The 13844-nt window shown below is 37.7% G+C and carries 10 protein-coding genes; 7 read left to right on the top strand and 3 right to left on the bottom strand.

Annotation, left to right across the window (positions count from 1 at the left end):
• The first annotated feature begins 2 nt into the window (after nucleotides 1–2).
• Both odhB and lpdA read left to right on the top strand, forming a co-directional pair.
• Entirely contained in the window at nucleotides 3–1226 is a 1224-nt protein-coding gene (gene odhB / locus OZX61_RS08080) for a 2-oxoglutarate dehydrogenase complex dihydrolipoyllysine-residue succinyltransferase (protein WP_277094484.1), read from the top strand.
• A 68-nt stretch (nucleotides 1227–1294) separates the two neighbouring features.
• Complete coding sequence (lpdA, locus tag OZX61_RS08075; RefSeq protein WP_277094483.1) at nucleotides 1295–2728, top strand: dihydrolipoyl dehydrogenase; 1434 nt, start codon at nucleotides 1295–1297, stop codon at nucleotides 2726–2728.
• Nucleotides 2729–2969: 241 nt separating this feature from the next.
• Here the strand turns inward: lpdA and trpS are convergent, their stop codons facing one another.
• Nucleotides 2970–3983, bottom strand: coding sequence for a tryptophan--tRNA ligase (trpS, locus tag OZX61_RS08070; protein WP_195772204.1), 1014 nt, complete (start codon nucleotides 3981–3983; stop codon nucleotides 2970–2972).
• A 188-nt stretch (nucleotides 3984–4171) separates the two neighbouring features.
• On the opposite strand from trpS, the gene OZX61_RS08065 reads away from it, so the two are divergent.
• The 3 genes from OZX61_RS08065 (at nucleotide 4172) to OZX61_RS08055 (ending at nucleotide 7599) form a co-directional block, all read left to right on the top strand.
• Nucleotides 4172–5083, top strand: a complete 912-nt coding sequence (locus OZX61_RS08065) for a DUF808 domain-containing protein (protein ID WP_195772203.1) — start codon at nucleotides 4172–4174, stop codon at nucleotides 5081–5083.
• Nucleotides 5084–5105: 22 nt separating this feature from the next.
• Complete coding sequence (locus tag OZX61_RS08060; RefSeq protein ID WP_195772202.1) at nucleotides 5106–6008, top strand: neutral zinc metallopeptidase; 903 nt, start codon at nucleotides 5106–5108, stop codon at nucleotides 6006–6008.
• A 91-nt stretch (nucleotides 6009–6099) separates the two neighbouring features.
• Entirely contained in the window at nucleotides 6100–7599 is a 1500-nt protein-coding gene (locus tag OZX61_RS08055) for a cation:proton antiporter (protein WP_277094482.1), read from the top strand.
• A 58-nt stretch (nucleotides 7600–7657) separates the two neighbouring features.
• Here the strand turns inward: OZX61_RS08055 and OZX61_RS08050 are convergent, their stop codons facing one another.
• Nucleotides 7658–10066 carry a membrane-bound PQQ-dependent dehydrogenase, glucose/quinate/shikimate family gene (locus OZX61_RS08050; RefSeq protein WP_196337638.1) on the bottom strand — a complete coding sequence of 803 codons (2409 nt, stop codon included), beginning with the start codon at nucleotides 10064–10066 and terminating at the stop codon, nucleotides 7658–7660.
• Nucleotides 10067–10326: 260 nt separating this feature from the next.
• Nucleotides 10327–10515, bottom strand: a complete 189-nt coding sequence (locus tag OZX61_RS08045; RefSeq protein ID WP_196337637.1) for a heavy-metal-associated domain-containing protein — start codon at nucleotides 10513–10515, stop codon at nucleotides 10327–10329.
• Between the two features lie 129 nt (nucleotides 10516–10644).
• Between OZX61_RS08045 and OZX61_RS08040 the strand changes: the two genes are divergently transcribed.
• Both OZX61_RS08040 and cueR read left to right on the top strand, forming a co-directional pair.
• The gene (locus tag OZX61_RS08040; RefSeq protein ID WP_277095642.1) at nucleotides 10645–13353 is read left to right on the top strand and encodes a heavy metal translocating P-type ATPase; all 2709 of its coding nucleotides are present in this window, start codon (nucleotides 10645–10647) and stop codon (nucleotides 13351–13353) included.
• A gap of 7 nt (nucleotides 13354–13360) precedes the next feature.
• Nucleotides 13361–13774 carry a Cu(I)-responsive transcriptional regulator gene (gene cueR / locus OZX61_RS08035; protein ID WP_277094481.1) on the top strand — a complete coding sequence of 138 codons (414 nt, stop codon included), beginning with the start codon at nucleotides 13361–13363 and terminating at the stop codon, nucleotides 13772–13774.
• Nucleotides 13775–13844 lie beyond the last annotated feature (70 nt).

Raw genomic sequence — 13844 nt, 5'->3', positions numbered from 1 at the left:
AAATGGCAACCGAAATTAAGGCACCCGTATTTCCAGAGTCAGTAGCAGATGGAACAATTGCTACTTGGCACAAGCAAGTAGGTGAAACAGTATCACGTGATGAAGTGATTTGTGATATTGAAACAGATAAAGTGGTGCTAGAAGTTGTTGCTCCTGCAGATGGTAGTTTGGTCTCAATTGCTAAAAATGAAGGTGATACAGTACTTTCAAATGAAGTGATTGCACAGTTTGAGGAGGGTTCTGTACCCGCTGTATCGACACAGTCTTCTGAAGTTAAAGAAAGTGTAGAAGTTGCTTCTTCAAAAACAGAAGCAGGTGCATCTGCTATTGTTGAGCGTGAACAAGTACAGCATCAGGCACCCTCTGTGCGTAAGGCTTTAACAGAAACAGGTATTTCGGCTGAAGAAGTACAGGGTACTGGTCGTGGTGGTCGTATTACAAAAGAAGATGTTGTTAATCATCAAAGTAAGCCAACATCTGCACCAGTATCTCCTCAAGTCGCTCCATTAAGCATGGCTGTAGGTGAGCGTATTGAAAAACGTGTACCAATGACACGTTTAAGAAAACGTGTGGCTGAAAGATTACTTTCTGCAACACAAGAAACTGCGATGTTGACGACATTTAATGAAGTCAACATGAAGCCAATTATGGATATGCGTCAGCAATATAAAGATCTTTTCGAAAAACGTCATGGTGCACGTCTAGGCTTTATGTCGTTCTTTGTAAAAGCGGTAACTGAAGCATTAAAACGCTATCCTGCAGTGAATGCATCTATAGATGGCGATGATATTGTCTATCATGGTTATTACGATATTGGTGTTGCAGTTTCATCTGAGCGTGGCTTGGTTGTGCCAGTCTTACGTGATACAGATAGATTGAGTTATGCAGAAGTTGAAGCGGGCATTCGTGGATACGCTGAAAAAGCACGTGATGGTAAATTGTCTATTGAAGAAATGAGCGGTGGAACATTTACGATTACGAATGGTGGAACATTTGGTTCATTGCTTTCTACACCTATTTTGAACCAGCCACAAACTGGTATTTTAGGTATGCACAAGATTCAAGAGCGCCCAATGGCTGTCAATGGTGAAGTGGTTATTTTACCGATGATGTATCTTGCTTTGTCTTACGATCATCGTATGATCGATGGTAAAGAGGCTGTTGGATTCTTAGTAACAGTGAAAGAGCTTTTAGAAGAGCCAGCAAAACTAATTCTCGATCTTTAATTTTTTAAACGAACAGCTATAAAAACCACAATAAGTTAAACCACTTATTGTGGTCTATGGAGATAAATATGTCTCAACAGTTTGATCTTGTTGTGATTGGCGGTGGGCCAGGTGGTTATGAAGCTGCAATTCGTGCGGCACAGTTAGGCTTTAAAGTTGCATGTATTGAAAAGCGTATTCACAATGGAAAACCATCTTTAGGCGGTACTTGTCTAAATGTGGGTTGTATTCCATCAAAAGCATTACTCGATTCATCTCATCGCTTTGAATCTACGCAACATGAGCTTGCAGATCATGGTATTACAACAGGTGAAGTATCTGTTGATCTTGCAAAATTACTTGCTAGAAAAGATAAAGTTGTAGAGCAACTGACAGGTGGTGTCGCTCAACTTCTTAAAGGCAATGATATTGAGTGGTTGCAAGGTACGGGGAAACTCCTTGCAGGTAAAAAAGTAGAATTTGTACCGCATGAAGGTGAAACACAAGTTTTATCACCGAAGTATGTAATTCTGGCATCAGGTTCTGTGCCTGTAAACATTCCTGTTGCACCTGTAGATCAAGAGCTTATTGTCGACTCGACAGGCGCATTAAGCTTTCCTGAAGTACCAAAACGCTTAGGGGTTATTGGTGCGGGTGTTATTGGCTTAGAGCTTGGTTCTGTATGGCGTCGTTTGGGTGCAGAAGTCGTTGTGTTTGAAGCGATGGATACATTCTTACCAATGGCTGACAAAGCACTTGCAAAAGAATATCAAAAAATTCTGAAAAAACAGGGTCTAGATATTCGTATTGGCGCTAAGGTGGCAGGTACAGAAGTTAATAATAACGAAGTATTGGTTAAATATACGCAAAATGGTCAGGAACAAACAGAAACTTTTGATAAGCTTATTGTTTGTGTCGGACGTAAACCTTATGCAGCTGGTCTTCTTGCTGAAGACTCGGGCGTTAAAATCACAGAACGTGGTTTCGTAGAAGTGAATGATCACTGTGCAACATCTGTAGATGGTGTCTATGCGATTGGTGATCTTGTACGCGGACCAATGCTTGCACATAAAGCGATGGAAGAAGGCGTAATGGCTGTTGAGCGTATGCATGGTCATGCGGCTCAAGTGAATTATGATACCATTATCAGTGTGATCTATACGCATCCTGAAGCTGCTTGGGTGGGTTTATCTGAAGAAGCAGCGAAAGAACAAGGCTACGAAGTGAAAGCAGGGCAATTCCCATTTGCTGTAAATGGTCGTGCACTTGCAGCAGGCGAAAGTGCTGGTTTTGTCAAATTTGTGGCAGATGCAAAAACAGATCGTTTATTGGGTATGCATGTTGTTGGTCCAGCAGCATCTGATATTGTTCACCAAGGTATGATTGCACTTGAGTTTGTTTCTTCGGTAGAAGATTTGCAATTGATGACTTTTGGTCACCCGACGTTTTCAGAAGTCGTTCATGAAGCTGCATTGGCTGTAGATGGTCGTGCGATTCATGCCATTCAGCGTAAGCGTAAGTAAAGTTATTAGAACCTCAAAGCGGTCTTAAAGAGGCCGCTTTTTTTATGAATCTACAGACAAAAAAATACGCAATGGTTGGGGACACATTGCGTATAACAACGAAACTTTATGTTCTTTGCATAAATGATTATATAAAATTTATGCAAATAGTTAAGTCACTGTTTGTGATAAAATGTCAGCGTATGTAGTTTCATGAGTAAAAATGCGAGACATGACGTCCCCACGTTTCTCACTTGTACTATTAAAACTTAAACATCCCTAAACCTGATTTAATTTCATCTAGAGTGCTTTGAGTTAAGATCTGACACTTCTTTGTACCTTCTTGTAGAACATCCATAATGTAGTCAGGATCTTTTGAAAGCTCATTTCTGCGTTCGCGAATTGGTGTAATAAGTTCTTTTAAAATACCTTCCAAACGCTTTTTAACAGTGCCATCGCCTAAGCCACCACGACGGTAGTGCGCTTTTAAGTCTTCTAACTCTTCTTTATTTGGATCAAAAGCATCTAAATATGTAAATACAACATTGCCTTCAACTTGACCGGGATCTTCAATACGAAGATGATTTGGGTCTGTATACATGGCATTCACTGCTTTTTTAATGTCTTTATCAGTTGCGTTTAACACAATCGTATTGCCTAAAGATTTAGACATTTTTGCTTTACCATCGAAGCCTGGAAGACGCCCGACGTTTGATAATAGTGCTTTACACTCTGGCAGAATATCATTGCCTATTTGTCTATTAACACGACGTATAATTTCATTGGTTTGTTCAATCATTGGTATCTGATCTTCACCAACAGGTACAACAGTGGCTTTAAATGCAGTAATGTCTGCCGCTTGTGCTACAGGGTAGCAAAGAAAGCCAGCAGGAATATCACGCTCAAAACCACGCATCTGTATTTCTGATTTAATGGTTGGATTGCGTTCTAGACGAGCAACAGTCACGAAGTTTAAATAAAGCATGGTCAATTCATTTAAAGCAGACAAGTGTGACTGTACACAGATCGTTGTTTTCGTTGGATCAATGCCGACAGCTAGGTAATCTGTTGCAACTTCTATAATATTTTTTCTTACTTTTTCAAAATTATCAGCATTGTCTGTGAGTGCTTGGGCATCAGCAAGTAAGATGTGTTGATGGTGAGAATCTTGTAAACCTACACGTGAGCGTAAAGAACCAACAAAGTGTCCTAAATGTAACTGTCCTGTTGGACGATCCCCAGTTAAAATAATTGGACGTTGATTTTCTACTGTCATACTATAATCCTAAATGAGCGATTTAAATTTTAAGTTACGATATTGTACGTCATAAATTGACCCGCTGTATCATAGATATAACGGTTATGTGTTGATATACAGGCTTTGTATTGATATTGCGATATTTACTATTTAAATAGCAAGAAAACAGATTAAAATAAAGTATAAAAACCAAAAAAGAGATGAAAATGGCTGGTAGCTTACTTCTTTTGCTAGATGATATTGCATCTACGCTAGACGATGTTGCTGTAATGAGCAAAGTCGCAGCAAAAAAAACAGCAGGTGTATTGGGCGATGATTTAGCACTCAATGCTCAGCAAGTCACAGGCGTAAAAGCCGACAGAGAATTGTCAGTGGTATGGGGCGTTGCAAAAGGCTCCTTCCTTAATAAATGTATTTTAGTTCCTCTTGCCCTTTTAATTAGTGTTTTTGCCCCATGGTTAATTAATCCTCTACTTGTAGTGGGTGGTTTATTCCTTTGTTATGAAGGGATAGAGAAAGTCATACATGCTTTTCAGAAAAAGAAAGGGCACGCGCATGATGATACAGAGGCTGAGCTTTCGGAAAAAAATGCAGAGGCTTACGAAAAAGACAAAATAAAAGGTGCGATTAAAACGGATTTTATTTTATCAGCCGAGATTATTGTAATTACCTTAGGCACTGTAGCAGAAGCGACATTATTAGATAAAGTTATTGTCATGAGTTTAATTTCTATTGCAATGACGATTGGTGTCTATGGTTTTGTCGCTTTAATCGTAAAAATTGACGATTTTGGTTTGTATTTAAAAAATAAAACACAAGCATGGCAAAAAACAGTAGGTGGCCTATTACTCAGCTTTGCACCAAAATTAATGAAATTGCTTTCTATTGTAGGAACTATTGCAATGTTCTTGGTAGGTGGTGGAATCATTAGCCATGCTATTCCTGCTGCACATCATTTTACAGAAGACTCTGCAGATTATGTGGGTTCTATTCCAAATGTGGGCACAATATTAAGCAGTACGACGCCTATGTTTATTAATTTGGCGCTTGGACTGGTTGCCGGACTTATAGTATTTATTGTCGTGGGAACAGCAAAAAAAGTATTTAACAAATCTTAATATTTTAAAGAAAGGGAATAAAATGCGCTGGAAAGACCGAGAAGAGAGTACCAACGTTGAAGACCGTCGAGGTGGTGGTGGTTTAAAAGCAGGTGGCATTAGTATTATTGGCTTAGTCGTTGCATTTGTGGCATGGAAGTTTTTTGGTGTAAATCCTCAGCAGGCGTATCAGGTAACTAAACAAGTGACGCAGCAACAGGGACAAAGTGAAAGTAAACCTTTAGAACATCAAACTGTAGATCAGGCTGAAGCAAAACAATTTTCTGCAACGGTATTGGCAGATACTGAAAAAACATGGACACAGATTTTTCAGGAAAATGGAAAACGTTATACCGATCCAAAATTAGTTTTATATAGTGGTTCAACAACGACTGCTTGTGGTGCGGGACGTGCTGCAATGGGACCATTTTATTGCCCAACAGATCAGAAAGTTTATTTAGACACTTCATTTTTCCAAGAAATGAAAAATAAAATGGGAATTACAGCAAGTAGTAACCAAACTGAATTTTCAAGAAAGGATCAGGCGGGTGATTTTGCCTTGGCTTATGTGATTGCGCATGAAGTGGGTCATCATGTCCAAAATTTATTGGGTGTTTCTGATCAAGTGTATAATTTGCGCCGTCAATCAAGTGAAAAAGTAGGGAATCAGCTTTCAGTAAAGCAAGAATTACAAGCAGATTGTTTTGCTGGTGTATGGGCAAAACGTACAAATGATCGCGTAAAATTTCTTGATGAAGGTGATATTCATCAAGCAATGGATGCTGCTGAAAAAATTGGTGATGACTACTTGCAAAAACGTGCGACAGGTCAAGTTGTGCCAGATAGCTTTACTCATGGAACCAGTGAACAGCGAATGCATTGGTTCGATCGAGGATTTAAATCTGGCAGTATCCAAGATTGTGATACATTTAATACAACGATTTAAGCTTAAAGGGATATTTAATATATCCCTTTCTATATTCAGCTGAATATATTTTGATGATGATGTAAGTTGTAAGTAAAAGGTACGTGTACGTATGGGAAGTTATTTTATATTACAGGTGTTTACTGTAATTTTTGCCTTATCTATTGCAACGACGATATTTAATAAGCGTATTTTGGGTTTTCCTCAAGCGATTGGTGTTCCGATTGTTTCTGCACTATTGGTTTTTATTTTGCAGTGGGGTGCAAGTTTACTCAGCGGAAATCAATTTATTACTATTAATATTCATAATATTGAAAATGCAGTCAGGCATATTGATTTTTATGATTTTTTAATTAATGGTGTGATCTGTTTTATTTTAACATCTTCTGCATTGAAATTTAAAATATCTGATTTAAGAAATCATTGGAAGCCTATTGGTATTTTAGCAACCATTTCTTTAGTGCTTTGTGCAGTATTATTTGGTGGTATGTTATACGGATTTCAATTTTTAATTGGTAGTCCTGTCCCTTTATTGGTGTTGTTACTTTTAGGCTCGGCACTTGGTGCAACAGATCCAATTGGGGTAAAAGGTGTTCTAAGTTCTGTAAGAGCACCACACCATCTTATTGTTAAATTAGAAGGTGAATCATTATTTAATGATGCAATGTGTATTGCCGTATTTATGACATTGTTAAATGTAATTCAGGGTAATCATTTTACGCTGGCGGGCACATTAGAAACACTACTGTACGAAATTGTTGTTGCTGTCTTAATTGGTTGGGCATTTGGTACAGGAATTTTAAGACTTTTACGTGGTAAGCATGAGCACGAATCATTAATTTTAACGACGGCATTATTGGCTTGTGGTTCTTACTTAGTTGCATTGTTTGCACATGCTTCAGCGCCTATTGCTTGTGTGATTGGTGGTTTAATTGTAGGTAATAAATGGGAAGAAATTTTAGGCGAGCGGGAAACGACTGAGATTAATCACTTTTGGCATACAGTTGAAGGTATTATTAACTCATTTCTATTTACGCTCATTGGCTTAGAGCTTTTCATTTTAGACTTAAATGCAGATATGATTTTAGGCGGAATGGTTGCATTTATTATTCTACATATCTCTCGATTTGCAGCAAACTTTTTGTCTTTTGCCTTTATTCCTGCATTTAGAAAAAATAGTTATAACGGAAGTTTAACTATTTTAAGTTGGGGAGGCGTACGTGGTGGTATTTCGCTGGCCTTGATTCTTGCTGTAGCTAACCATCCATCATTAAGTCCTTATAGTAGTATTCTCATTGGCTATACTTTTATTAGTGTATTAATGTCTGGATTGGTATGTGGGCTAGGCTTACCTGCTGTAATGAATGCTTTTTATCACAACCCTAATGAGGAAATGACTGGATTAAAGGGTTGGTATCAACGTTTATGCCATAAGATGAATCGCACAGGCGTGAAATATATTGTTGGAGAAGATACGGAAGGTAATGAAACCATTAGTATTTATAACCCTGAACAAAATATTGATGTGATTGATGCAGATGGTGTTGCTGCAGTACATGATCCAAATAAAGTGGTTGAGATGAGTAAATTGGAAAATCCAAATAATTTCTAATCGAAGTTAAATAAAAAACCAGCATTTATGCTGGTTTTTTTAAGTCTTCTATTTAAGTTTATTGCATATTCTTTGGAAGTTTATATGCAACGAGAGCATCACTTACACCTGTGCGCATGAAGTGATGTCCACCTGCCATAATGACAAGATATTGTTCACCATTAATTGAGTACGTCATAGGTGTTGCTTGACCACCTGCAGGAAGTGTGTCACTCCATAGCTCTTTACCTGTACGTAGGTCTAATGCACGGATTTTATTATCTGTAGTTGCAGCGATAAAGATAATATTTCCTGCTGTAGTAATTGGACCACCATTGTTTGGTGTACCAATATTAATAGGCATGTGTGTCGCCATATTAAATGGACCATTACGTTCAGCACTACCTAGCGGATGTTGCCATAAAATTGATTTATTGTGTAAATCAATAGCAGTAATCATACCGTATGGTGGTTCGCTACATAACATACCTGTTGGACTAAAGAATGCGCTAATTTCAATACCATATGGTGTATCTGCCATTGGTCGACCAATACCACCTACAGGTTTATAGTTTTTAGCATCCATCGATTCTAAGCCATCTTTATTGGCTTGTGCACGTGTAATAAGCTGACCGTACATTGGGTTATTATTCCAGTTCGCAATAATCACACCACGATTGCTGTCATAAGAGTAACTTCCCCAATCGCTACCACCATTATTTCCTGGGTACATGATAAATGGTTTATCTAGACTAGGTGGTGTGTCGATCCCTTGATAGTTGGCTTTACGATATTTAATACGACATATCATTTCGTCGATTGGTGAAATACCCCACATTTTCGTTTCATTTAGATCTGGGAAACCTAAGCGTGGAATGTCTACTGAGAAAGGTTGTGTCGGAGAACGAGGATCATCTTTTACACCGCCTGTTGTTGGAACAGGACGTTCTTCCACACGTGACAATGGTTTGCCATTTTCACGATTTAATAAGAATGTTTGGCCAAGTTTTGTTGGTACTAACATTGCTGGAACAGATTTTCCATCTGCATCTGGATAATCAATCAGTGTTGGCTGTGAGCCTAAATCTTGATCCCAAACATCTTTATGTACAGTTTGGAAAGTCCAACGCAAGTCACCAGTTTTTGCATCTAAAGCAACCAATGAAGCATTTACTTTTTCTTCTTCAGGACTACGCATAGCAGTATAGTGATCTGCAGCAGCGTTACCCATAGGAATATAAACCAATCCTAATTTTTCATCACTAATCATTGGTGCCCAAGAGTTTGGTGTACCACGACTATATTCTTGTCCAGGTTTTGGTTCGCTATGGTCATCTGGACGTTTCATGTCCCATGCCCATTTGAATTTACCCGTTTCCGCATCGTAGCCACGAATTACACCAGATGGTGCCCAACGACGTTGGTTATCACGTACTTCATGGTTTACGATCACAGTATCATCTACAATTGTTGCAGGTGATGTGACTGAAACAAAACCTGGCACTGTATGGCCAAGACCTGTATTTAGATTTGTTGTACCATGATCACCAAAGTTTGCACATGGCTCACCTGTTTCGGTATCTAAAGCAATTAAACGCATATCTAACGTGCCTAACACAATACGTGTATGGCAGGCTTGACCACGAGGAATAACTTTAGATTCGTAATATGTGAGACCACGACATGCAGCAGTATATGGAATGCTTTCATAAGCAACGTTTGATTTAAACTTCCATACTTCTTTACCTGTTGCTGGGTCTACGCGACTAACATTATTGGTTGCACTACAAACATAAAGACCGTTACCGACTTTAATTGGTGTGTGCTCAGCAGCCCATACATCTTTTTTGCCCGCAGGAGGTAAGTCACCTGTGTGATATACCCATGCACGTTGTAAATTTTTTACATTGTCTGCATTAATTTGTTTTAATGGAGAGTAGCGTGTGCCATCTGCATCACGACCATAATATTTCCAATCAGAGTCGGATTGTGTTGGGTCGCTACTGATGTCTCCGCTTACCAATGGTTGATTTGAAATTTCTTGTCCAGAACTGTAGCTATCATGCGGTACAAATGCCAAAACCAATGCAATTGCAAAGCAAACAACAATAATTCCTGTGAGAATACGAGATAATTTTTTACTTACACCATGGCCAATTTGTGGCAATAATAGTGTAAGGAAAAAAGCAAATACAGCAAATACAGCAAGACGAGGAACCCAGCCCCAAAAGCGTGATCCAGTTTCGTATATTGTCCAGATGATTGTTGCAATAAAAAAGGCGCCAAAGAGTTTGGCACCCATGAGTTTGTTTTTAAATAGTAGTATGCCTGAGAAAACCAGTACCAAGCCTGATATTAAATAATACCAAGAACCACCGAGTGTAGTGAGATAAATACCACCAAACAGTAGAGGTAAAGCGAATAATGTTAAAATGATTGCAAATATTTTAACGGGGACAGAGCTACCCTTTGTTGTTTCTATTTCCATATAACCCTCCTAGGAGATTATTTACCTTATTAAATATTTCTTAAAAAATATTTAATTAAAAAACATAAAAGTCATTTATATTTTTATTAAGTATTATCTATTAATTATTAATATTTATTTAAAATATAAAATAATAATATTTTAAAAAATTAATTAATATTAATAATGCGATTTTATTATATAGGTATGGTGGGGATATTTAAATAAGAAGGTCTACAGATAATATAAGATATTTTATTATCTGTAGATATTTTATTATTTTAAGCAGGTGGGAAGCCATCTTCATTTAATGCTTCACGAACTTTAGCTTCAGGTAAATCTGTATTTACCTCAACTTGTTTTGTGTCTAAGTTAATATTAACTTGTGCATTTTCATCGAGTGATTTAATAATTGCAGTTACACCACGCGCACAACCACCACAAGTCATATTCGGAATTTCAAATTGCATTTTGCACCCCTTTGGGTTGATGATGTGTAAAGAGTTTAAACCTTCCCATAGGGAGAAGGTCAAGCTTGACCTTAACATGATGTAAAGGTTTAAACTAAAATTAAATAATCAGGGATACAGAGGCGTATGATGAGCGCTCAAAAAAATGAGACACTGGAACTGACCGTACAAGGGATGACATGTGCGTCGTGTGTTGGACGTGTAGAGAAAGTCTTAAAAAAACAAGAAAATATTGAAGAAGTAAATGTAAACTTGGCAACAGAGAAGGTCATCATATCTGGACAAGATTTAGATAAAGCACAAATTAGGTCTGCTATTGAGCGAGCAGGCTACGATGTGGTACTACCAAAAACCAATCGTATTGTTCTGAATATAGACGGTATGACTTGTGCATCGTGTGTTGGGCGTGTGGAGAAAGTCTTAAAAAAAATAGCAGGTGTAGAAAACGTTTCTGTAAATTTGGCAACAGAAAAAGCAGTAGTAGAAGGTGTTACTGGTTTAAAAACTGAAGATTTAGTAAAGGCTGTAGAGCGTGCTGGTTATGGTGCATCTTATGAAAAAAATCAACATACTGAAAATATTATAGATTTAAATATACGAGGTATGACTTGTGCATCGTGTGTTGGACGTGTAGAGAAGGCTTTGCTAAAAGTTGAAGGGGTAGATGATGTATCTGTTAACCTTGCTACTGAATCTGCACAAGTTCATCTGCAGAAAAATATTTCTCCTGAAATACTTATTCAGACTGTAGAAAAAGCAGGATATCAGGCAGAAATTAAAAATAATCAAAGTGAGGATAAAGAAGAGTCATTAACACAAAGAAGAGAAAAAGAAGCCAAAGTACTCAGGCGCGATTTAATAATTGCTCTAATTTGTACACTTCCTATTTTTGTTTTAGAGATGGGAACACATATTTCCACGTCTTTTCATCATTTGGTTCTTAGTTATTTAGGCCAGTCGCTGAGCTGGTATATTCAGTTTGCATTAACAACTTGTGTACTTATATTCCCAGGCCGTAGATTTTACCAAAAGGGATTACCTGCTCTATTTCGTTTAGCGCCAGATATGAACTCTTTAGTAGCTTTGGGTACGCTAGCAGCATATGGTTTCTCATGTATCGCGACATTTTTACCATGGTTACTTCCTGAAAATACAGTAAATGTTTATTTTGAAGCTGCTGCTGTGATTGTGACATTAATTTTATTAGGGCGCTATTTAGAAGCAAAAGCAAAAGGAAAAACCTCCCAAGCGATTGAACGTTTAATAGGTATACAACCTAAAACAGCACGTATTTTAAAAGCAGGTGAGTTACTTGAAGTAGATATTAAACAAGTGATGGCTGGAATGACAGTTGTTGTTCAGCCTGGTGAAAAAATAGCTGTAGATGGTACGGTCTTAAAGGGTCATAGTTTTGTTGATGAATCCATGATTACAGGAGAGCCTATTGCTGTCAAAAAAGATAAAGACAGTCACGTTGTTGCTGGTACAGTCAATCAACAAGGCATTTTACATATTCAGGTAAGTGCGACTGGAAGTGATACGGTATTGGCACAAATTATTCGTTTGGTTGAAGAAGCTCAAGGCTCAAAGCTCCCAATTCAAACGATGGTTAATCAAGTCACCATGTGGTTTGTTCCCGTTGTTATTGTTCTGGCAGTGATTACTTTCATTGCTTGGTTGGTGTTTGGACCAAGTCCCGCTTTTTCATTCGCACTTGTAAATGCTGTAGCAGTATTAATTATTGCATGTCCATGTGCCATGGGTTTGGCAACGCCTACATCTATTATGGTAAGTACAGGGCGTGGTGCAGAAATGGGTGTTTTGTTTAGAAAAGGCGAAGCATTACAAACGTTAAAAGAAGCAGAAGTTATTGCCTTTGATAAGACAGGTACGTTGACCGAGGGTAAACCCAAATTAACTGATTTAATGACCATAGATAATCAAAATAAAGCAGATATCTTACGGTATATGGCATCGGTAGAGCAGTATTCTGAGCACCCTGTTGCACAGGCAATTGTCAATTATGCCAAAGACCAACAAATTACCTTGTTTGAAGCAAATGAAATACAAGTTGTTGCAGGTTATGGTATTCAAGCCTTTGTGAATCAGAAACGTATTTGTATTGGTGCAGATCGTTTTATGAAAAAATTAGGTTTAGAGGTCAAAACATTTGCTGTCAAATCAGAACAACTTGCACAAGATGGGAAAACGCCTTTTTATATTGCAGTTGAGAATACGGTAGCTGCAATTGTAGCAGTAGCAGATGATATTAAACCATCTACTTATAAAGCGATTCAGTCACTTCATGAACTTGGTCTAAAGGTTGTTATGATTAGTGGCGACAACTATAAAACTGCGCGTGCAATTGCGAAAAAATTAAAAATTGATGACGTGATTGCAGAAGTATTACCAGAAGGTAAGGTAAATGCGATTCAGAAACTACAAAAAGAGTATGGCAAAGTTGCCTATGTAGGAGATGGTATAAATGATGCACCTGCCTTAGCATCAGCCGATATTGGTTTAGCTGTAGGAACAGGTACAGATGTTGCGATTGAGTCTGCAGATGTTGTATTGATGTCTGGGAACTTACAAACAGTCACACATGCAATTGCATTAAGTAAAGCAACTATTCGTAATATAAAGCAAAATTTATTTTGGGCATTTATTTATAATATTGCACTTATTCCTATCGCAGCAGGGGTTTTATATCCTTTTTATCATATTTTATTGTCACCAATGATCTCGGCTTTGGCGATGGGTTTATCTTCAGTTTTTGTTTTAACCAATGCACTGCGTCTAAAACGTTTTCATTATTCGGAGTCTAAAGGCGGAGCGTAATAATTATATGAATATAGGACAAGTTTCAAAACAAACAGGATTGTCTAATAAGATGATTCGTTACTATGAGTCGATTGGGCTTTTACCTAAAGTACAACGTACTGAGGCGGGTTATCGCATTTACAATACTGTTCATATTCAAACATTGCATTTTATTTTACATGCTAAAGCATTAAACTTTTCTACCGACCAAACCAAGGCACTTTTGCAATTATGGCATAATAAAGATCGCCATAGTGGAGAAGTAAAGCATCTAGCGCTTGAACATATTGAACAGCTTAAAAATCAGATTGTGCAATTAGAGCATATGGTTGAAGTATTGCAAGAAACAGCAGCCTGTTGTTCAGGAAATGAAAAAGCAGATTGTCCAATTTTAAACAAAATTGAGCAAGGAGAAAAAAGCATTTGGTTTACAAAGTAGGCCAAGTTTTTTATAAAAACAATAAGACTATAGTTGAGCATATTTTTTTGTGTTTGTGTGAAATCTATGC

This window comes from Acinetobacter sp. ESL0695 (genome assembly GCF_029392135.1).
In the GTDB taxonomy this organism is placed as follows: Bacteria; Pseudomonadota; Gammaproteobacteria; order Pseudomonadales; family Moraxellaceae; genus Acinetobacter; species Acinetobacter pollinis.
The sequence above is the reverse complement of the archived record's forward strand: the minus strand, read 5'-3'. Positions and strand labels throughout refer to the sequence as shown.

What these genes read in the sequence shown, in the direction of transcription:
- OZX61_RS08040 (WP_277095642.1), top strand. Translation starts at nt 10,645, where the DNA reads ATGAGCGCTCAAAAAAATGAGACACTGGAACTGACCGTACAAGGGATG.
- OZX61_RS08045 (WP_196337637.1), bottom strand. Translation starts at nt 10,515, where the DNA reads ATGCAATTTGAAATTCCGAATATGACTTGTGGTGGTTGTGCGCGTGGT.
- OZX61_RS08050 (WP_196337638.1), bottom strand. Translation starts at nt 10,066, where the DNA reads ATGGAAATAGAAACAACAAAGGGTAGCTCTGTCCCCGTTAAAATATTT.
- OZX61_RS08060 (WP_195772202.1), top strand. Translation starts at nt 5,106, where the DNA reads ATGCGCTGGAAAGACCGAGAAGAGAGTACCAACGTTGAAGACCGTCGA.
- odhB (WP_277094484.1), top strand. Translation starts at nt 3, where the DNA reads ATGGCAACCGAAATTAAGGCACCCGTATTTCCAGAGTCAGTAGCAGAT.
- OZX61_RS08055 (WP_277094482.1), top strand. Translation starts at nt 6,100, where the DNA reads ATGGGAAGTTATTTTATATTACAGGTGTTTACTGTAATTTTTGCCTTA.
- trpS (WP_195772204.1), bottom strand. Translation starts at nt 3,983, where the DNA reads ATGACAGTAGAAAATCAACGTCCAATTATTTTAACTGGGGATCGTCCA.
- OZX61_RS08065 (WP_195772203.1), top strand. Translation starts at nt 4,172, where the DNA reads ATGGCTGGTAGCTTACTTCTTTTGCTAGATGATATTGCATCTACGCTA.
- cueR (WP_277094481.1), top strand. Translation starts at nt 13,361, where the DNA reads ATGAATATAGGACAAGTTTCAAAACAAACAGGATTGTCTAATAAGATG.
- lpdA (WP_277094483.1), top strand. Translation starts at nt 1,295, where the DNA reads ATGTCTCAACAGTTTGATCTTGTTGTGATTGGCGGTGGGCCAGGTGGT.